20 protein-coding genes and 3 pseudogenes are annotated in these 19581 nt (G+C 59.7%); 8 read left to right on the top strand and 15 right to left on the bottom strand.

Annotated features, from left to right (window positions below; all coding sequences use genetic code 11):
- Positions 1–2: 2 nt before the first annotated feature.
- The gene (locus tag V1289_RS01420) at positions 3–983 is read right to left on the bottom strand and encodes a tripartite tricarboxylate transporter substrate-binding protein (protein ID WP_334395324.1); all 981 of its coding nucleotides are present in this window, start codon (positions 981–983) and stop codon (positions 3–5) included.
- A gap of 121 nt (positions 984–1104) precedes the next feature.
- Here V1289_RS01420 and V1289_RS01410 point away from each other — a divergent pair, with 121 nt between their 5' ends.
- Entirely contained in the window at positions 1105–2043 is a 939-nt protein-coding gene (locus V1289_RS01410; protein ID WP_442895935.1) for a LysR family transcriptional regulator, read from the top strand.
- 272 nt (positions 2044–2315) lie between these two features.
- Here the strand turns inward: V1289_RS01410 and V1289_RS01405 are convergent.
- The 3 genes and pseudogenes from V1289_RS01405 to V1289_RS01395 form a co-directional block, all read right to left on the bottom strand.
- Positions 2316–2396: pseudogene (locus V1289_RS01405) on the bottom strand (ATPase); the annotation flags it as partial.
- A 124-nt stretch (positions 2397–2520) separates the two neighbouring features.
- On the bottom strand, positions 2521–3393 hold the full coding sequence (locus V1289_RS01400; RefSeq protein ID WP_334395321.1) for an NmrA family NAD(P)-binding protein: 873 nt from the start codon (positions 3391–3393) through the stop codon (positions 2521–2523).
- 45 nt (positions 3394–3438) lie between these two features.
- Positions 3439–3861: a DoxX family protein gene (locus V1289_RS01395; protein WP_334395320.1), complete on the bottom strand. Its 423-nt coding sequence runs from the start codon at positions 3859–3861 to the stop codon at positions 3439–3441.
- A gap of 119 nt (positions 3862–3980) precedes the next feature.
- On the opposite strand from V1289_RS01395, the gene V1289_RS01390 reads away from it, so the two are divergent.
- Complete coding sequence (locus V1289_RS01390) at positions 3981–4886, top strand: LysR substrate-binding domain-containing protein (protein WP_334395319.1); 906 nt, start codon at positions 3981–3983, stop codon at positions 4884–4886.
- A 93-nt stretch (positions 4887–4979) separates the two neighbouring features.
- On the opposite strand, the gene V1289_RS01385 is transcribed toward V1289_RS01390, so the two are convergent.
- From V1289_RS01385 to V1289_RS01365, 5 genes are all read right to left on the bottom strand, one after another.
- Positions 4980–6157 (bottom strand): IS3 family transposase gene (locus V1289_RS01385; RefSeq protein WP_442895934.1). Its coding sequence is split into 2 segments (ribosomal slippage): positions 4980–5866 and positions 5866–6157, totalling 1179 coding nucleotides; the frame shifts between segments, so codons are not numbered across the junction.
- Between the two features lie 124 nt (positions 6158–6281).
- Positions 6282–6914: a C13 family peptidase gene (locus tag V1289_RS01380; protein WP_334407206.1), complete on the bottom strand. Its 633-nt coding sequence runs from the start codon at positions 6912–6914 to the stop codon at positions 6282–6284.
- A 132-nt stretch (positions 6915–7046) separates the two neighbouring features.
- Positions 7047–7403: an Mth938-like domain-containing protein gene (locus V1289_RS01375; RefSeq protein ID WP_334395317.1), complete on the bottom strand. Its 357-nt coding sequence runs from the start codon at positions 7401–7403 to the stop codon at positions 7047–7049.
- A 70-nt stretch (positions 7404–7473) separates the two neighbouring features.
- A complete protein-coding gene (locus tag V1289_RS01370) occupies positions 7474–7614 on the bottom strand; it encodes a hypothetical protein (protein WP_334395316.1) in 141 nt (46 codons plus the stop codon).
- Positions 7615–8125: 511 nt separating this feature from the next.
- Positions 8126–9303 (bottom strand): IS3 family transposase gene (locus tag V1289_RS01365; RefSeq protein ID WP_442895933.1). Its coding sequence is split into 2 segments (ribosomal slippage): positions 8126–9012 and positions 9012–9303, totalling 1179 coding nucleotides; the frame shifts between segments, so codons are not numbered across the junction.
- Positions 9304–9536: 233 nt separating this feature from the next.
- Here V1289_RS01365 and V1289_RS01360 point away from each other — a divergent pair.
- Together V1289_RS01360 and V1289_RS01355 are read left to right on the top strand one after the other, a co-directional pair.
- Complete coding sequence (locus tag V1289_RS01360; RefSeq protein WP_334395314.1) at positions 9537–9902, top strand: hypothetical protein; 366 nt, start codon at positions 9537–9539, stop codon at positions 9900–9902.
- 70 nt (positions 9903–9972) lie between these two features.
- On the top strand, positions 9973–10113 hold the full coding sequence (locus V1289_RS01355) for a hypothetical protein (protein ID WP_334395313.1): 141 nt from the start codon (positions 9973–9975) through the stop codon (positions 10111–10113).
- Positions 10114–10296: 183 nt separating this feature from the next.
- Here the strand turns inward: V1289_RS01355 and V1289_RS01345 are convergent, their stop codons facing one another.
- Entirely contained in the window at positions 10297–10509 is a 213-nt protein-coding gene (locus V1289_RS01345; protein WP_334407983.1) for a hypothetical protein, read from the bottom strand.
- Between the two features lie 533 nt (positions 10510–11042).
- On the opposite strand from V1289_RS01345, the gene V1289_RS01340 reads away from it, so the two are divergent.
- Positions 11043–11570, top strand: coding sequence for a thermonuclease family protein (locus V1289_RS01340; RefSeq protein WP_334395311.1), 528 nt, complete (start codon positions 11043–11045; stop codon positions 11568–11570).
- A 241-nt stretch (positions 11571–11811) separates the two neighbouring features.
- On the opposite strand, the pseudogene V1289_RS01335 reads toward V1289_RS01340, so the two are convergent.
- Positions 11812–13587 (bottom strand): annotated as a pseudogene (locus V1289_RS01335) (ATP-binding protein); the annotation flags it as partial.
- A gap of 431 nt (positions 13588–14018) precedes the next feature.
- On the opposite strand from V1289_RS01335, the gene V1289_RS01330 reads away from it, so the two are divergent.
- The 3 genes from V1289_RS01330 to V1289_RS01320 all read left to right on the top strand — a co-directional run bounded on the left by V1289_RS01330 (position 14019) and on the right by V1289_RS01320 (position 16690).
- Entirely contained in the window at positions 14019–14528 is a 510-nt protein-coding gene (locus V1289_RS01330; RefSeq protein ID WP_334395310.1) for a cache domain-containing protein, read from the top strand.
- 527 nt (positions 14529–15055) lie between these two features.
- Positions 15056–15409, top strand: coding sequence for a nuclear transport factor 2 family protein (locus V1289_RS01325; protein ID WP_334395309.1), 354 nt, complete (start codon positions 15056–15058; stop codon positions 15407–15409).
- 45 nt (positions 15410–15454) lie between these two features.
- Positions 15455–16690, top strand: a complete 1236-nt coding sequence (locus V1289_RS01320) for an IS701 family transposase (protein ID WP_334395308.1) — start codon at positions 15455–15457, stop codon at positions 16688–16690.
- Positions 16691–16858: 168 nt separating this feature from the next.
- On the opposite strand, the gene V1289_RS01315 is transcribed toward V1289_RS01320, so the two are convergent.
- The 4 genes and pseudogenes from V1289_RS01315 to V1289_RS01300 all read right to left on the bottom strand — a co-directional run bounded on the left by V1289_RS01315 (position 16859) and on the right by V1289_RS01300 (position 18860).
- Positions 16859–17473, bottom strand: a complete 615-nt coding sequence (locus V1289_RS01315; protein ID WP_334395307.1) for an IS5 family transposase — start codon at positions 17471–17473, stop codon at positions 16859–16861.
- Positions 17474–17553: 80 nt separating this feature from the next.
- Positions 17554–17691: pseudogene (locus V1289_RS01310) on the bottom strand (transposase); the annotation flags it as partial.
- 253 nt (positions 17692–17944) lie between these two features.
- Positions 17945–18289, bottom strand: coding sequence for a hypothetical protein (locus V1289_RS01305; RefSeq protein WP_074271333.1), 345 nt, complete (start codon positions 18287–18289; stop codon positions 17945–17947).
- Positions 18290–18689: 400 nt separating this feature from the next.
- Entirely contained in the window at positions 18690–18860 is a 171-nt protein-coding gene (locus V1289_RS01300; RefSeq protein WP_334395306.1) for a hypothetical protein, read from the bottom strand.
- Positions 18861–19581: the final 721 nt, after the last annotated feature.

The following is a 19581-nucleotide window of genomic DNA, read 5'->3' as shown; positions in this document are numbered from 1 at the left end:
CTTCAATCCTCGGGCGTGAAGCCGGAGGCCTGCACGATCGGTCCCCAGCGGTCGAAGTCGGATTTGACCAGTTGCGCAAATTCCTTCGGCGTTTCAGCGACGGGGTCGACGGCAAGCTTGGCTAGGGCAGCTTTGAACGCGTCGGTGTTGACCAACGCGCGGATCGCGCCATTGAGGCGGGTTACCGTTTCAGCCGGTGTATTGGCCGGAACAAAGACGCCAAACCATTCATTGGCTTCCAATGCAGGATATCCGGCCTCCTGAACGGTAGGCACATCGGCGAGCAGCGGGGATCGTCGCGCGCCGGTTGTCGCCAGCGCGCGGACGGCGCCGGATTGCACGTGCGGCAGCGCCGTGCCGATCGGATAGATCGTTGCGGCAATCCGACCGCCGATCAGGTCCTGGATGCCGCCCGGACCGCCATAAGGCAGATGGACGAACTCGAACCGGCCGGCCTTGGCCAGGCTCACCCCGGTGAAATGCAACATCGATCCCGCCGCCGCCGTGCCGTAGGTCGCCTGTTTGGGATTGGCCGCGCACCATTTCACGAAGTCGGCCAGTGTCCGGACATCGGCAGGCACCAACGGGCCTACCGTGATCAGAAATGGAAACGAGCAGACAGTGGTGACGGGAGCGAAGTCCTTGAACGCGTCATAGCGAAGCGACTTGTAGACGTGGGGGAATACCGCGACGCAGGAGGCGGGCGTCAGGATCATCGCGGTGCCGTCGGACGGGCTGTTTTTCAGCGCGCCGAGCGCCAGACGCCCGCCGGCGCCAGGACGATTGTCGACGATGAATGAAGGTGCGTAATCCTTCATTCCCTCAACCAGCATTCGGGCGACTACGTCAATCGCGCCGCCGGCGCCGAAGCCCACCAGCATGCGTGAAACGGCCTCGGCTGCGGCAGTGCGGATCGCGTCCGGGAAAATGGCGGCGAGGCCACCGGTGCACGCCAGCGATAACAGGCTTCGTTTTGTGATCATGGCATCGCCCTCACTTCCGGTCCGGTAAATTATCGAACCGCCGTCACTCTGGTCGGCCCAAGTATTATCTGGTAGACCGAAAATTGGGGTATCCCTGTAACCTCTAGGTTAAGGCCAGAACATGGATTGGTCGGATCGAATCGGCCGCCGATTGAAGTTGCGTGACCTTCATATCCTCATGACGGTTGCCGACACCGGCAGCATGGCTAAGGCGGCGGCCAGGCTGAGGATTTCCCATCCCGCAGTCTCGAAAGCGATATCCGAAATCGAAGGCGCCCTCGGGGTGCGCTTGTTCGACCGTAATTCGCAGGGCGTCGAACTCACCGCCCATGGCGAAGTGCTGCTTCGCTGCGGCATCAACGTCTTCGACGAAATGCAGCAGGGCCTTCGCTCGCTCGAACATCTGTCCGATCCGAACACAGGCGAGGTGAGGCTGGGGTGCACCGACATCATTCTACACAGCCTAGTGCCGCTAATCGTGCGAAAATTTTCGGGGAAGTATCCCGGTGTCCAGCTTGACGTGAAGCTGACGAATCCGGGTGAACATCAGATCCAGGAATTGCGTGAACGCAAAATCGATCTGCTGATGACGAGGGCCACGGGACAGCAGGACGATTTCCACTCCGAAGTCTTGTTCGATGAACCCTTTGTCTTTGTCGTGGGCGCCCACAGCGAACTGGCGCGAAAGCGCCGACTTACCTTGACGGACATCATCAAGGGCAATTGGGTCTTGCCACCCTATGACGGCGCGCCAGGCGCGCTCGTCAGCGAGGTATTTCGAGCCAATGGTTTTGCACCACCGAAGCCGCTGGTCAAAACCATAGCGATTCAGCTCACGGTGTCGCTCATTGCGAGTGGAGAATTTGTAGGAATTCTCCCGACGTCCGTCGCGACATTAGGCGTGCACCAGGCCGCTTTGAGGGTTTTGCCGCTAAAATCCCCGGGCCCGCGAATTTCGGCCGAGATCGTGTTCCTGAGGAACCGAACGCTCAGCGCTGCGGTCCAATCCTTCTTAAACTGCACGCGTGAAGTCGCGAAATCGCTGGTTCACGTATCTTGATCAATCGAATGGTCTCGCATCGATCGGAGTGAGAGACCGCTTCTGGCGCGAATCGGACGTTCGCCAATTTGCCGTCTTCGGTAGAATGGCGCAAAGCCGACTGGTCATTCGACCACTGCAATGCTCATTGCGTTGACGTGTGTCAATGAACGTTGAAACGGGACCCTAGATTTTCACCCAAGAGGGACCCTCATGTTACGGCTGGCAGGAGCGGTAGCGCTTGCCCCGGCGCAGCTGGTCGGGATTGCGCAGCCGGGGCGAACGCGGGAACGCTAGGCGCGATTCTTGAAGCGCCAGCTCTCGTTGCCGGTTTCGACGATGTCCCAGTAGTGGGTGAGGCGATCGAGCAACGCCCTCGATCATGTCTGCTGCTCCCGGGGAGATCCAGGGCACGGGCCTTCGAGCGAACCAGGACAACGACGGAATGGCCTTTCGCTAGGGCGTTGCGGACGATCAGCCGTGTGTGAACGTCGCGGTTCACGCCGTCGCGGCCTTCTGGGCCGCAGCGAAGACGTCGCGTGCGGACGTCGTACCCGCTACGTGCTCCGTACCCTCGACTCCGAGGTCCATCCATCCTGCATTCACGGCCTCAAACATTTCTTCGGCAGGTCCGGTGTGGCCCTTTGGGACGCCGAATTGCTCGAACGCTTCCGCCCACCCTGCACGCGGGACTGCAAAGGCTTTCACGTCGAGATTCAGGACTTCACCCAATTGCTCCGCGACTTCATCCGCGGTGACCATCGAACCAAGCTCGACGACGCGCTGCCCTGACCACGCTGGCCCGGTCAAAAGGGTTGCGACCTCCGCGCCGATGTCGTTCGTCGCGACCATGGGCGATTTCCGGTTTGTCGGATTGTAGTAGACCGGTAGCGTTCCGCCCTGGGCGACCTGCAAGCCGTAGAGGAAGTTTTCGAAGAATCCACCTGCGCGCACAAATGCGATTGGCGATATCAGGTCGCGAAAACCTTGCTCCAGAAGCGACAAGGCCGTGATCATCCCAAGCCCGCTGGTCCTGTTCGCACCCATCGACGAAAGCGCTACCACCCGCGGTGGCGCTGCCTTGGTGAGCGCCTCGACATAGTTCGCAATCACGCCCTTGGCTTCTTTGTAATCGGGCGAGGGGGCCCAGACAGCCGGCAACATGACAAACGCGCCTTCGACGCCTTTGAGCGCCCGCTCGATGGCTGCCGAATCATTCCAATCACCGTCAACCAGTTCCACGCCCTGGTTCGCCCAGCTTGACGCCTTCTCGCGATTGCGGACTAGCGCGCGTACTTCCTTGCCGTGCGCCAACAGATGTTCTGCCGTTGCGCCGCCCACTTTTCCCGTGATTCCCGTTACTAAAAACATGCGTTTTCTCCTGATCTTGAGGGACAGAGCACTGCCCCTGTTGGTTCAACGGATGAGCGGCAGAATGGCCCGGATTCGGGGATCGCGCGCATAGAGGCCGCCCCATGTCATCGCGCCCAGAAGCAGGGAAATGATTTCCGGCGGCGACCCCAACTCACCAATGCGGACATGCGCGCAGATGGCACCTCCCAAAAAGCCCGTCGCTAGGATCGCGCCGAGGACGGCGGTGGCCGGGATGGCGTAAAGGATGGCGCAGGCGAGTAAGATCGGACCCACGACACGGGTCAGGTCCATCGCGAACCCGGTTTCCTGCAACATGCTCGCGATCTGTGCCGGCGCGAAAAGCTGAATAGTGCCATCTGCCACCAGAGCGATAACGACAAACGCGCTCATTATCCGGCCGGCCCACAGGGCCCGATGCAAGGTCATAGTTTCAGGCACCTGACGCAGGTTCATAGTTTCGGACACTTGTCATTCTCCGATGGGGGGATCCCATATTCGGACCGTACTGTGTCTCTTAGGTATGATAAACACCGAGGAAATGAACTCACTGTTCTCTCTGCGGTAAACAATACCGAGGCATGAAAATGCAGAATCTCGAACCCATCCTGATTTTCATAACGGTAGCGGAAATGGGGAGCTTCACCCGCGCAGCCGATAGCCTGGGCATTCAGAAGGGAAGGGCCTCAACGGCGGTCCGGAAGCTGGAAGAAGATGTAGGTGTCAGGCTTCTGCACCGGACGACGCGTAGCGTGCAGTTGACGGAAGACGGACGGGTATTTCATGCACGTGCCCGCGATCTGCTTGCTGAAGTCGATGACCTACACTCGATGTTCGCAGGCGATCGCGTGGCACTTCGCGGGCGTTTACGGGTCGATCTTCCGACCGAGGTGGCGCGCACAACGATCGTGCCGGCCTTGCCGGATTTCATGGCGACTCATCCCGAGTTGGAGCTGGAGGTGTCGAGTACGGATCGGCAAGTCGATCTGGTTCAAGAGGGGGTCGACTGTGTATTGCGGCTTGGACCCGTAGGGGACGAGACGCTGATTGCCCGCCCACTGGGCTTGTTGCGCATGGTCAACGCTGCCAGTCCCGCCTATCTAGCGCGCTTTGGAGTGCCTCGATCGCTAGAAGATCTCCAACGTCAGAAACATCGGACAATTCATTTTTCGACGATGCTGGGCGCAAGACCCTATGGATGGGAATATCCGGACGGCGACAGCTACGCGACGCTTCAGTTGCCAGGAGCGCTACACGTCAACAGCGCGCAGACCTACGAAGCCGCTGCCCTCGCCGGCCTTGGCCTGATTCAGGCGCCACTCTTGGGGATTGGCCGATACTTAGAGAGTGGAGCGCTTGTGGAGATCATACCCAATTTTCGTCGCCGGGCCCTCGCCGTGTCCCTCGTCGTAGCACATCGGCGCAACCTGTCGCGCCGAGTCCGCGCATTCATGAAATGGATCGAAAATGTGCTCGCGCCCTACCTAGAATAGCGAAACGAGCCGCTTCGTGTTCAGATTAACTGTACCGGAATTCTCAAAGGCGGCTTTTGGCGCGATGATCTTCCCCCGAAAAAATGGACAGGGTTAAGCTGCTTTTAGCTCCATCTCGATCGGGCTGAGATAGCCGATGGCGGAGTGACGACGCGTTCGATTGTAGAAGCCCTCGACATAGGCAAAGATATCACGTGTGGCTTCTTGCCGTGTTGCATAATGCCGGTGATGGACGAGCTCGGTCTTGAGAGTGTGGAAGAAGCTTTCCATCGGGGCATTGTCGTAGCAGTTGGCCTTGCGGCTCATTGAGGCCCGCAAGCCGGCAGACTGCATCATTTTGCGATACTCCGCCGAGGCATATTGAACGCCCCGATCGGAATGGTGGATCAGGCCGGCACCAGGCCGCTGTGCTGCAATGGCCATCCGCAAAGCCGCCAATGGCAGGTCGGCGCGCAAATGATCCGCCATCGCCCAGCCGACGATCTTGCGGCTGTACAGGTCCATGACGGTGGCCAGATAGAGCCAGCCCTGATCAGTCTCGACGTAGGTGATGTCGGCGAGCCAGATCCGGTTCGGCGCGGCGGCGGTGAAGTTCCGCTCGAGCAGATTCGGGGCAATCGGGAAGTCGTGACGGCTGTCGGTGGTGCGCACCCGCCGTGGCCGCGCCATGATGGCCCTGATCCCGTGACGGCGCATCAGTCGCTCGATGCGACCGCGGCTCGCCCCGCGGCCCTGGGCCCTCAGCTCGGCATGGATGCGCGGGCTGCCATAGCGTCCGCAGGCCTCGCGGTGGACCCGTTCGATGTCGTCGACGAGCGCACGATTGGCGGCGGATCGCCGGCTCTCCGGGCGCGCGCGCCAGGCATAGTAGCCGGCCGGCGAGACACCGAGCACGTCGCACATCAGTGACACCGGGTAGTCAGCGCGGCGATCTTCAATGAAACGGAATCTCATGTCCGCGTCCCAGCAAAGATCGCGATCGACTTTTTTAAAATGTCGCGCTCCATGCGCAGCCGTTCGTTCTCTCGCTGCAAACGAGCGATCTCCGCCGCGTGGTCCGCCGACGGCACCATCGCCTGCGTTGTGGGGCGCCGCGCCGGTGCCGTCGGCTCCCGCCCAGCCCCACGCTGCTCCACCCAGCGCCGCAATACGGAATCGCGCAGGCCAAGTTCCTTGGCCACCGATCCGATCGAGCGACCGCTCGAAGCCACCAGATCGACTGCTTGCCGCTTGTAATCGTTCGTAAACGACCGACGTTGACGTGCTTCCATACGACACCTCCTGGCTCCTCGAGCCTACTACAGGTGTCCATCAATTCGGAGGAGGTTCACGAAGCGGACATAAGGCGCAGCGTTGGCTTCAGCTAGGACGTCGGCTGCGAAGGCGGCCGGTCGCTCAAGGACGCGCAATGAGCAACGGCTGCACGTTTTCGCCGCCTGCCATTAGGGGATTCGACGGCTCGAAGCGCTCGTGCACTTCTCGCTTTTTGACGAGCGTGCGCGCCACAACAAAGGCGTCCTTCAGGCTTTTAGCTTGCCGGAGTGCGACATTGAAAAAGGCGTTGCCGAAATAGGTCCACTTGGCTTTGTCCCGGCAGCCGAACGACGGATGGTCGGCATCGGCCGCCGTGATTACCAGCGTATCGGGGTTCGCGAGACGAGGAATAAAGACCCCGGAATAGCAGGCCGAGATGACCACCACCTTATATCGCATGCCTGTCCGCGCCAGCATGTCGGCGAGATTAGACGGCGTGAGCGTTTGCGTAAGCCGCCCCGCCTTGACTGCAAGGCCGGCGCGGGAGCCGTGCGAGGTGAGAATCAGAAACAGAATGTCGTTGTCGGCGTCCATCCCATTGGCCGCCGCATGCAAGGACATGGCCAGGCCTTCAATCGTTGCACCTCCGCCTTTCTTCGAATTATATTGCACGTTGATCGGGCCGCTCCCGAAACGGCCCGCTACGACCTGTGCTGCACCGGTCGCTTCGCTTCTAAACACGCCTTGATCGCCGAAAAGTCCGAAGGACACCATGCTCACCTTGCGAGCATCCTCAACGGCGTGCACCGGCGAAACCGACGGCGCAACGGTCAACACAAAAGCGAGGAGCGGCGCGCCGAGCAGGCTGGTCCAACTTGGATGCACAGCTTCACCAGGGCCTTTCTTTCAACAGGTCACGTGAAAGAGCCCGATCCTCCTGGCGCGCGACCGGTTGAACATCCGGATCGCCTCGGGTGTCGGCTTCAACAGGACCACGCAGCCCTTTCTTTCGAAATAGGCTTCAGCATCCGGTGATAGGTGCACGTTGCCCATCTGACCCGAACCAATGACGACTTGGTCGCACCCCTTCTCGAAGAGAAATTTTGCCTCATCTTTTGAAAGCACGTGCGAGGTACCATAGAGCTTCTTTGATAACTTCTTTTTCCGCTTTACAACTTCGCCGGAGAGGCGAACGACTACGTCGTGCTGATACGTCGTTCCGTCAATCGTAATCGCGCCGAATGTGGTGCTCTCAATCTTCATCGCGACCTCCTGATCAGACCACCGCTCCAACGTGCAGCGATGAGGCGCCTCGACGCCGCGTTATCCTCGCTCAGAGCGTCCAGTTTGCCGGATTGGGGCGGAAGGTGGTGCAAGCCTTCAATTGCCGATCGTAGCCCATATCATAGATCCGCCTGAATTCGTCGAACAGGCAGTTCTGGGAAGGGGTGGTCTTGGAGATCGGCTGAGCCACCTGCGACGCGACGGGCCGAAAATCGCCCCAGCAGGATAGGTCCCATAAGCTTTGGCGTGAAGCAAATGGGGGCGCGCAATGCGGGAAATCCGCACGTTGCGTGCGACGTGGAGGGGGCTGGAGACGTGGCATGGTCGAGATAGTGGGACACTCGCAGACGAAAGGGCGAGACAACAGGGAACCCAAACTTCGACCTAAACCGGCGCGCAGTCCTCGACCCTACTGATGAGCGGGGATGGGAAACGGGGCGTTGGCCATAGGCCCCAAGCTACCGCGCCCATCCTCGACTCTACCAATTCGGACATCGGAAGCGAAAAATGTAACGCCGCGTAATGAGATGAACCCTCACGTCAAGGGCACTTCCCTTTCACACAATAGCCGCACCGATGTAATGAAAGCCTGGGCAAACAAAGCGTAGAATGCGGACAGAGGGGGCAGTGGTGTTCCGGTTTGTATCAGGGGCGCAGTTGATCCAACTACGACTGATCTTCCCCCGAAAAAATGGACAGGGTTAAGCTGCTTTTAGCTCCATCTCGATCGGGCTGAGATAGCCGATGGCGGAGTGACGACGCGTTCGATTGTAGAAGCCCTCGACATAGGCAAAGATATCACGTGTGGCTTCTTGCCGTGTTGCATAATGCCGGTGATGGACGAGCTCGGTCTTGAGAGTGTGGAAGAAGCTTTCCATCGGGGCATTGTCGTAGCAGTTGGCCTTGCGGCTCATTGAGGCCCGCAAGCCGGCAGACTGCATCATTTTGCGATACTCCGCCGAAGCATATTGAACGCCCCGATCGGAATGGTGGATCAGGCCGGCACCAGGCCGCTGTGCTGCAATGGCCATCCGCAAAGCCGCCAATGGCAGGTCGGCGCGCAAGTGATCCGCCATCGCCCAGCCGACGATCTTGCGGCTGTACAGGTCCATGACGGTGGCCAGATAGAGCCAGCCCTGATCAGTCTCGACGTAGGTGATGTCGGCGAGCCAGATCCGGTTCGGCGCGGCGGCGGTGAAGTTCCGCTCGAGCAGATTCGGGGCGATCGGGAAGTCGTGACGGCTGTCGGTGGTGCGCACTCGCCGTGGCCGCGCCATGATGGCCCTGATCCCGTGACGGCGCATCAGTCGCTCGATGCGACCGCGGCTCGCCCCGCGGCCCTGGGCCCTCAGCTCGGCATGGATGCGCGGGCTGCCATAGCGTCCGCAGGCCTCGCGGTGGACCCGTTCGATGTCGTCGATGAGCGCACGATTGGCGGCGGATCGCCGGCTCTCCGGGCGCGCGCGCCAGGCATAGTAGCCGGCCGGCGAGACACCGAGCACGTCGCACATCAGTGACACCGGGTAGTCAGCGCGGCGATCTTCAATGAAACGGAATCTCATGTCCGCGTCCCAGCAAAGATCGCGATCGACTTTTTTAAAATGTCGCGCTCCATGCGCAGCCGTTCGTTCTCTCGCTGCAAACGAGCGATCTCCGCCGCGTGGTCCGCCGACGGCACCGTCGCCTGCGTTGTGGGGCGCCGCGCCGGTGCCGTCGGCTCCCGCCCAGCCCCACGCTGCTCCACCCAGCGCCGCAATACGGAATCGCGCAGGCCAAGTTCCTTGGCCACCGATCCGATCGAGCGACCGCTCGAAGCCACCAGATCGACTGCTTGCCGCTTGTAATCGTTCGTAAACGACCGACGTTGACGTGCTTCCATCCGACACCTCCTGGCTCCTCGAGCCTACTACAGGTGTCCATCAATTCGGAGGAGGTTCAGACATAAGGCGCAAGCGTAGATAAATCTAAATGGGCGTAACAGCGGATTTCCGGCTAGGCCCCGACGCCGAATTTTTCTTGTGCGATATCGAACATCGGGCGTCACACGCGGATGGTTATTTTATTAGTCTCTATAAGACTCATGGGGCAGGTCAACTCAAACGGAGAATGACCATGAGCGATAACGTGACGTTATTTCCGAACATCTTGCAGCCAGCAGCTGCTTTGAAGGCCTATGCGCCGATAGGCGTCAAGTTCTGGGAGAACCAAGAAACCGCGCTCGAAGGCTTGAAGGAATTTGCGGACGGTTGGTTTGCCCGGCGTCATAAGGGCATGCAAGCGGCGCTTGAAACGGCCAAACAGATTGGCGATGCCGAGACGCCCTCCGATATACTCCGGGAATATCAGAACTGGGTCACGCGAGAGATGGAACTGTTAGCGGAGGATGGGAAGGCCTATCAGCAACAAGTGCTGAGGGCCGGAGTTCAGCTGAACGCACCGCCGGAAGCGCCACAGGCCGACGAGCGTCGGACCGGCTAACGCCCCCCTTGTCATAAAAGCGGACCGTCCCGCGCGGCTCCGGACCTTCGCCGATCTCAATCTCGGCGTCGTGAACATGCGCCAGCACTTGAGTCAGGTCGCGCATGTCGAGCAACGCTCCGCAGATCGGGCAATTGCCGAAATGATCGGCCTCGGTTTCGGCAACGCCGTCGGGGTCGATGCCTCGATGGCCGCCTGCTTTCGTCATTGATCCCGCGGCAGCTTCCGGCGTCCCCAATGCTTGTCCTTCCGCGACGAGTCGAACACACGTTCAACGCGGCGGTTCAAGGCTCTCATGACGCCAATTCGCGCAAACATCGTTGGCCCTCCCAATTCCGCGACCAGCATCAGGCCCTCAATCGCGGCTTGCCATTCAGGGGTGAATAGCAAACGGCTAAGGCATATTCGTTTCCCCCTTGGGTGGCACAAGTCGCACCGTTTTTAGAGCGAGTGCCCGGTCAATCGCTTTCTCGGCTTCGACCACTGCCGCCGATTTACTGTGCGCTTGGCCCGTGATCACCACGTCAGCAACCGATGCGGACCATTTCCACAAGTGCCGCCCGATGCCTTGAACGACCGTATATTCGATGTCTCGATATTTCATCATTGTCCGCACCTAAGCTGGTTAGCTGCGTCTCTGGTATAGCTTGGGATTCAAATAAGAACTCGAGCGGGCAACCCGCAAGAACTCGGTCAACTGTAACGGGAATGTCTACCGCCTTAGCCCAACACTTATCGCCCCACTGAGCAAGAAACCCGTATTCCCAACGAAAATGTGGACCGAACATGCCACTCTCCTATCCCGAGCGGGCATATTGCGCTGATTTTAACCTGAGCGACAATACTGATAGTTATCTTCATGTCATGGGATCAGCGGTTCTCCGATCCGATCGCGCTGCCAGCGGGCGCAAGTTCGTCACGCTCCGCGACGCCGCGTTCTACCAAACTGCCGAAGGCGGAACACTGTGCTGGGGAATGGCAGGCCGCTATGGAGGCGCTGATGCTGGTTGCCGAACGTGATGGGCCAACGATGTTCGCGCGGATCGGGATGATGCGGGCGCTCAACGGTGGCACAAGCGCGCGTGAGGCAAGATCATCCGGCCCGCGAAAAAAGGTCGCGAGGAAGTATTGGATCGTTCGATGATCTCGCGAAAGAAGATCGCTGTACTGTTGCTTCTCGCGTCAACCGGTGCGGCATTGCCCGGCGGGCTAACCGGGCAGCCCAGCATCATCGACGGCGACACACTCGAAATCCACGGCACGCGCATCCGGCTGTGGGGCATTGACGCGCCCGAGAGTACCCAGCTCTGCCGGGGCGACGACAGCCAGCAATATCGCTGCGGCGCGAAATCCGCGAACGATCTCGACGCCTTCATCGCGAGTCGACCGGTGAGCTGCGTCCCGATCTCATTGGATCAATACCGACGGACTGTTGCGATCTGTACGGTGGGCGATGCCGATCTCGGCGAGTGGTTGGTCCGCAATGGGCTCGCGCTCGACTGGCCGCAATATTCCAAGGGGAAGTACGCTGCGGCCCAGCGCGATGCCGAGCACGCTGGGCGCGGGATGTGGGCGGGCAGCTATGTTGAGCCGTGGCTGTTTCGGGCTTGCATTGGGCAGGGCGGCAGGCCCCCCGACTGTTCGGACGATGCCAATGCGCGTCCATAGATTTTGGTGTGGCGCGCGCAAATGCCATGCATTCACCGCCGCTCAAACCAGTGGCAACGCCAGCTGCCGCATCCGTCCGGCGTAGGTAGCAACAAAGTCTTCGACATGCTCGGGCACGGGTTCGCCCGCAATGTCGCACCGGGCCTGAATTTCTTGAGCTACATCTTTCGAAACGTCGTCCGCCCAATGCTCTAAAGTGTTGAAGGCTACGACGCGAACCGGATCATTGAGTGGCTGAGAACCGCCTCAGCTTCCTGGCCATAAGATCCACCACGTTATCGGTGTAGCTCTTGGCGCGGATGCGCTCCATGTCCCATCGCCAAGCTGGCACTACCGGGTCGAACGCAAGCAGCCCCTCGTCGGCCAACGCGGTGAAGAACTGGATCGCGAAGAACGGATTTCCGCCGGTCTTCTCCTGCACCAGCTGCGCTAAGGGCCGCGCGCGCTCCGGCTCGCAGTGGAGCGCGTCGGCGACGAGCCGGTTGACATCATCGAGCCCGAGGGGTGCCAGCACGATCTCACGCACTCTCACATCGGCATCGCGGATCGCATCGAGAGTCCGCAGGAGCGGGTGCGCGGGGCCAACCTCGTTGTCCCGGTAGGCGCCGACCAGGAGCAGGTGCCGCACCTCCGGGTGCGTGACCAGATGCTCGATGAGGTCGAGCGTTGCTGCATCCAGCCATTGCAAATCATCGAGGAACAGCGCGAGCGGATGCTCCTTGCGCGCGAACACCCCGAGGAAGCGCCGGAACACCATCTGGAAGCGGTTCTGCGCATCCTGCGGCGCCAGGTCGGCGACCGGCGGCTGTTTCCCGATCACGAGCTCCAGCTCGGGAACGAGGTTGACGATGAGCTGACCATTCGGGCCCAGTGCCTCGAGCAAGCAGTCCCGCCACCGGCCGAGCGCCTCCTCGCTCTGGGTGAGGAGCGAGCGGACAAGGCTCTGGAAGGCTTGGCCCACCGTCGCGTATGGGATGTCGCGCTTGTACTGGTCGAACTTGCCGGATGCGAACAGGCCACGCGGCGGCACCATCACCTGATGCAGATCGTTCACCACCGAGGACTTGCCGATGCCGGAGTAGCCGGACACGAGCACGAGTTCCGACGTGCCGTTCGCCACGACCCGGTCGAAGGAAGCGAGCAGAGTGTCGATCTCGCGCTCCCGGCCGTAGAGCTTCTCCGGGATCAGCAGCCGGTCCGATACGTCGCAACCGCCGAGCGAGAAGGGCTCGATCCGGCCATGCGACTCCCACTCCGCCAGGCAGCGCCGAAGGTCGGCCTCGACACCGGCGGCAGTCTGGTAGCGCTCCTCGCCGGTCTTGGCGAGAAGCTTCATCACGATTGCCGAGAGCGGCTCGGGGACGCCCGCGACCCGCTCATCCGGCGGCATCGGTTGCCGCGCGATATGGCAGTGCACCCACTCAATCGGATCGGCGGCCGTGAAGGGCAGTGTCCCCGTCAGCATCTCGTAGAAGGTGACGCCCAGAGCATAGAGATCGCTGCGGGAGTCCACCGAGCGGTTCATCCTGCCGGTTTGTTCCGGCGCCATGTAGGCGAGCGTCCCCGCGATCACCTCTGGCGGGGCGGGGGCTTGGTGCTCGCGCGGCAGACGCGAGGCAATGCCGAACCCGGTCAGCCACACGCCGCCGCTTGCCGCGTCCACCAGGATATTTGCCGGCTTGATGTCCTTATGGATAAGGCCTCGCTCATGCACTCGGCAGAGCGCCCCCGCGAGAGAGATCGCGATGCGTAGGAAATGCGATACGTCCAGAGGTTGGCCAAGCAGTCGATCGACCGGCGTCCCGCCCGGATCCTCAAGCACCAGCGTCATGCGGCCGTTGTGGTGCGTCAGCGCGACTGGTCGCGCCGCCCACTCAGCGTCAAGTTCGGCTTTGAGCGCATATTCGTTTTCAAGCCGCTCGACGCATCCGAGCGAGGTTTCTTCCGCGGCAACCAGCAGAATCGGCGCCAGGCCGTTGCCGGAACCTCGGTAGAGAGCAATGTCTCCCTCCCTCAGCGGCGAGAATACGTAGCTCGAGAGCTCGTTCACGAGGGCCTCCGCCAGGAGGACTACTCTAGTACGTTGATTAGGTTACGTTTGCTCTCGCCCGTCAATCCAAAAACAGACGCCAAAAAACGCGATCGTATCACCATCGGTGCTATATTATGGCTAGACGATGACGAGAACCGCGCTGGCCTTTTGCTCACAAAGCCGAGATGCTTTGTCGAGGCAAAAATGCGCTGACGAAGTGTTCCATAAATCAACTGACTTCCGGTGATGGCACGTTTGAGACATGCCGACTGACGCCGGCAATGTCTGCTTTCTGGGCTATTTCGGAAGTCCCGTTTCAGGCTCGTCAGGACCGGTTTTGACCCATTTCGGACTTCGCCGCGCCGAGGGGGACGATAGGTAAGCAACGTATTTGACGTTGTTGAAATTCGCCTATCGTGGGCACAGAATGGCGCGGCCAATCGAAGGTTCAACCAAGCGAGGAGAAGACCATGCGCGTACCATTGACGACAGTAGCGGTTCTCGCGTTCTGGGGCGCTGCGCTCGCACAGCAAGGCGGCACAGAACAAGAGGCGCGCGCGATGCTCGACAAGGCCATCGCGGCGGTCAAAGCGGATCAAGTCGTGGCCATCATCAAGTTCACTAAGGGCGAGGATGGATTCCTCGATCGCGATCTTTATCCGTTCTGTTTCCGAATCTCAGACGCCAAGACGCTCGCGACGCCGAAAGCGGTCAAGGCTGGCATTGATGTTCGCACGCTCAAAGACAATAAGGGCGAAGCCTACGGCGAAGCGATTTATGCCGCCGCGCAGAAACCGGAAGGCCAAATCACCGAAATCAAGCCGTATATGTTTCCCAAGCCCGGCACCACGGAGCCGCTGTTTCCAAAAATCAGCTTCGTCACGAAAGTTGGCGAGCTAGGATGCGGTGTCGGTTACTACAAGTAAAATATCCGACGACACCACAAGCAGCACGAAGCGCTGGTGCGCAACGCCAGCAAAGCGACAGGATGGAGCGTGGATCGTGGTCGAGACCTTGGATGCCAACTATCTGCACCGCGATCTGGCTCTCGCCGAGAGCGCAATCCGAAAGCTTGAAAGAGGAGCGTGAAATCTCCCGACCAATGACCCGACTGGACAAAGGCAGTACGATCAAACCGGGAGAAAGGCCCGCGAAATCAAAATAGACTGACTCGAGTCGAGCCCACACCAACGGTGCATGAGTCCGGTTATGGTCCATCGCGTCATTTCGCTGCCCTGCGGAATTTGATCGCTATCGGGGCATAGCGGACTAGCGCAAACCGGCCGCCCAGCAGGTTTATGAGTTCACGGCCCGCCTACCGACGACCGCTACAGCCGCCGTTTGGCCGGTATTCCCCCTACCGCGCGACATAATCGGGGCACGTTCACCCTGCGTTCAGCCACAGGTCTTACCCTGGTCCTTGCGGCAGGCGCTCACCAGTGGAGATGCGGATATGTCGAATGCTCAGGACGCCTTCGATGCTGTCGGTATAGTCGTTGATTGGATCGACGCTTGTAAGCAGCAACGGCTGGACGTGCTGCTAGACCTCTATGATGACGCGGCGACCATTGAATGCTGCGAAGGCGGAACTTTTCGAGGTCGATCCGCGATGGAATGGTACTGGCGCTCGAAGCTGGCCGGACCAGCAGCTCGTGCATTTGAGATCGACGCACTGTGCCCTGAGACGGACGGCGTGTCTCTCGACTATCGGGGATATGACGGGAAACCAGTGCGCACACATTTCCGGTTCAACGATGCCGGGAAAATCACCCTCACCGGGTTCGCGACGATCAAACAAGTTGCTTAGCACTACAGTTGCCTTTTATGCAGTTTTCTGAATCCATGGGCAACCATGATTCGAAGATCGTGGACGCGGCCAGCGTCGATTGAAGAGACGCTTGCGCTGTGGGCGGCGTCGCTTCGTGAGATCAAGCAACGGATACGTCCGTTGTTCAATCAAGAGCGTGTTGCGAGGAATGCAGGCTTGTTTCTGGAAAGCCTGCTCGGAGATGAGCAACGCAAGACCGGTTGGATGCGCGCGGAGGCAGCTGGCGATCCCGGTCCTTGGCGGCAACAGGCGATCCTGGGTCGCAGGGATTGGGATGCTGATGGTCTGCGCGATATCGTCCGCGATTATGTCATCGAGCATTTGGCGGATGACGATGCGGTGCTCGTGATCGACGAGACCGGCTTTCTCAAGCAAGGCAAGGCGTCGTGCGGGGTGGCGCGGCAATACACTGGTTCCGCCGGCAAGATCACGAACTGCCAGATCGGCGTCTTCGCCGCCTACGTGTCGCGCCACGGTCATGCGTTCATCGATCGCGCGCTGTATCTTCCGAAGGAATGGACCGACGATCCAGATCGTCTGGAAGCCGCATATGTGCCTCCCGGTGCCGGCTTTGCGACCAAGCCAAAGCTTGCAACGAGCATGATCGCACGCGCCATAGCCGCGTCTGTACCATTCAAGTGGGTTGCCGGTGATACTGTCTACGGTGTTGGCGATATCGAACAGCAATTACGCCGGGCAGGCAAAGGCTACGTGCTCGGGGTCAGCAGCGCTCATGTATTTCAATCCTGGGGCAAGCGGCGATCGGTCGCCGGCAAGGCCGCGGACATCGCTCGGACGCGGCGCGCGTCCGATTGGAAACGCCTGTCGGCAGGGGCCGGAACCAAAGGACCGCGGCTGCACGATTGGTGCTATCTCGAATTGGCCGATCTCGAGGTCGAAGAATTTTACAGCGCAAATCATGGTCTTTGGACACGAGGTCTGCTGATCCGTCGTCGTATCGCCGATGGCGATCTCGCCTTCTTCACCACCTGGTGTCCAGCGGGAACATCCATCGAAACGCTGGTGGCGGTCGAAGGCCATCGGTGGGCGATCGAGGACAGCTTTGAGACCGCGAAAAACGAGTTCGGGCTCGATCACAACGAGAGCAGATCCTGGCATGGGTGGCATCGCCACGTTTCCCTGGTGATGCTCGCCTTCGCCATGATGGCGGTGATCCGCCATCGCGCCAATTCGCCGCCGCCCAAAAAAACGAAACGCCGAACCACGGCAAAACTCAAAATATCACCAATCCGTCATTGATCCGTTGGTCAATCCAGGAAGTCCGCCGCATCGCCATCAGGCTCGCCCGAAAGCGGATCCAACCCGCACACATCATCGCATGGTCACTCTGGCGCAGAGCTCACCAGGCCGCCGCCCAACGGGCCCACTTCAAAAAACGACAACTGTAATGTTAGAGTCTGTCCGGGATCATGCTGTTTTTTGACAGAGCTTTCTGAGCATGAGGCGGATTGAGGCAAGGCGCAAGAACGCCAAGGCCTTTCGGTTGAGGCACTCCCAATCCTTGGCCAAGCGGCGACAGCGATTGAGCCAGGCGATGGTGCGCTCGACGATCCATCGCTTGGGCAAGACCGCAAAGCCCTTTGCTGTATCGGAACGCTTGACGATTTCCACGTCGATTTGCCGGAGGATTTTGCGAACGGCGGACTGAAAGATCGGCCCCTGATAGCCGCCGTCGGCATAGAGCTTCAGCAGGAATGGATGCAGGCCAAACAGTGTGGCCATCACCAGCACCCCGCCGTCACGATCCTGGATGTCCGCCGAATGTACAAGGGCGTGGAGCAATAAGCCCTGGGTATCGACTAGGATGTGGCGCTTCTTGCCCTTGATCTTCTTTCCCGCATCGTAGCCATGCGGGTCAATCCACGCCCCCCTTTTTCCGCGCTCTTGACGCTTTGACTGTCGATGATGGCGGCGCTCGGGCTGGGTTCTCGGTTGGCCAACTTCCCGACATTGTACATAGAGCGCGTGATGGATGCGATCGAGCGTGCCGTCCCAAGTCCACAAGTCAAAATAACCGTGCACCGTGCTGCGCGGCGGCAGATCCTTCGGGATCGCTCGCCGCTGCTCAGCACATACATCAGACCATTGACCACCTCACGCACATCCACCGTGCGCTTGTTTCCGCCTCGCTTGGCTGACGCAATCAGCGGCTTCACCAACGCCCATTCCTCATCGGTCAAATCGCTGGGATAGCGTAGCCGGCTGCGGTCGTAACGACCGCGGTTCTCTTTCGTCCACATCGGCGCTCCTTCAGATTCGGACCGCCTCCCTTGAATCACAAATGATTCCGATGATTCAACATGTTTTCGGACAGACACTTAGGACGGACTGTTAGACTTTTCGCCTGATCGTGTAAGCCGTCTGGCGCCTCGCGGGGACTTGTGACGGTGCAAGCTCAAGAGGTAGCTTGCGCGAGAACGGCTATCGTCTCAAGCAAGGACAGTCTCGATTCTATAAAAGAAAAAGCCCGCGCTTCTGCGGGCTTTTTTTATATTACCAACCGCGGTACCCACCGCCGCCGAAGCTAAAGCTTACACTCGGTCCGCCATAACCATAGCCGCCTCCATAGTATGGTCCACCGTAACCGCCGCCGTATCCATAGTACGGCCGCGGAGCGTAGCCGTAGCTCCTGTAGTACGGGCGGTAGTGACGATATCCATAGTGGCGGTAATGATATCCATAGTGGCGATAGTAACGACGGCGCGAGCTGAAGTCGGTTGATGACTGGCTTATGTCGGTTGCGGCCTTTGCCTTCACCGTGTTGTCTGCTGCGTTTGCACCGGAGCCACCAAGCAGCGCGGCTGCACTGGCGGCAAATACGATAGCTAACTTTTTCATATGAACACTCCCATTAACGTTTGGAGTGCTAATCACCGTGGGCGTTTTACGTTCCGAAACGCGTTAAAATCCCCTCTAGGTGTCTGAACAACCATTCATATTGATTAACGATCGGTGCGCGCGCTACCCCTTTTTCAGTCGAGAGCGGCGTTGGCGCCTGATCCCCGCGCAAACCGGCGACTTCCGGCATTGGCACTTTTGAGACTTGCCAACCGGCTCTGACAATGTCTGCTTTCGAGGGCAAGACCGGAAGTAATTTGCGTATGTCAAGACCCGCAGCTGACGTTCGAAGTCATCCGTAGGCTTGCCGCCATTTTCGCGGGCGAGATTGTCGCCTCCTAGCCGTCTATCCGGATGGTTTAACGCAGCGCCGCCAATGCGGTCTGAGTTGCGTCGGCTGTTAGCCGCCGGACTGAGGCACAAACGGATCCACGGACTGAGCCAATCGTGTCGCCAATTGGGTGACGGTCGGCGTCGACTGCTTTTCGGGGGGCAGCGAGCCGACAGAATAGACCGCCAGCCCAGCACCAGCGACAATGACAGCTATCGCAATCGTAGCCTGATATCTCATGGCAATCATCCTCCATCGGTCCCACAAACTAACCGGGCACTCTCGGAAACGGTTCCAGAGCGCTTCCCGAATATGAGGACTTAACCGAACCGTTTCTGAGCCTGGTCTCATCGTGTCCAAAGTGGACGGCCACAACCTTGAGCTATGGCAGCGCGACCGCAGTATCGCGGAGTTTAGGTGTCGGAGACGACACTAGAACGCCGCTACTTCGACTGAGCGATCAGCTTTTACGTCGCCACGACCAAATAAGCCGCAACCGATCTCCTCGGCCCGCGTCCTTGTGCGACGTGCCGCGTAACCGGCGATTCATAGTGGATGGCGATTGGCCATCCAACTCGCGTAGCCGGTCGATCTGCTTTTGGAGGCTTGCCGGTGGCTCGGATTCGTCTCTCCAGGTGCGCCCGTAGCCGTTCGCCGATCTCTTGCGCGATTGCCCGGCTGTGGGTGTGGTCAATTTCGATACGGTTTCGCATAACGGAACCTTCGTTCCGGTGAACCCCGCCCACCAACCATCGATTTCATGAATCGCCATACAACCGAGCACGCGCCGTGCAGCTTGCAGTAAATGGAGACCGCCGCCTTTGACTATCTGCGCGCGCGCTCGTTTTGAACAGCGGGTCCAGAGGACCTTTGGCTATCCGCAACATGCGCCGTTGTCTCTTGACGGCGAGCGGCGGCCTCACCCTCTAAAATCGCGACGGAGACTTTCGTTCCCCGATCC

Origin of the sequence: Bradyrhizobium sp. AZCC 2289 (assembly GCF_036924615.1) — a bacterium.
In the GTDB taxonomy this organism is placed as follows: domain Bacteria; phylum Pseudomonadota; class Alphaproteobacteria; order Rhizobiales; family Xanthobacteraceae; genus Bradyrhizobium.
The sequence above is the reverse complement of the archived record's forward strand: the minus strand, read 5'-3'. Positions and strand labels throughout refer to the sequence as shown.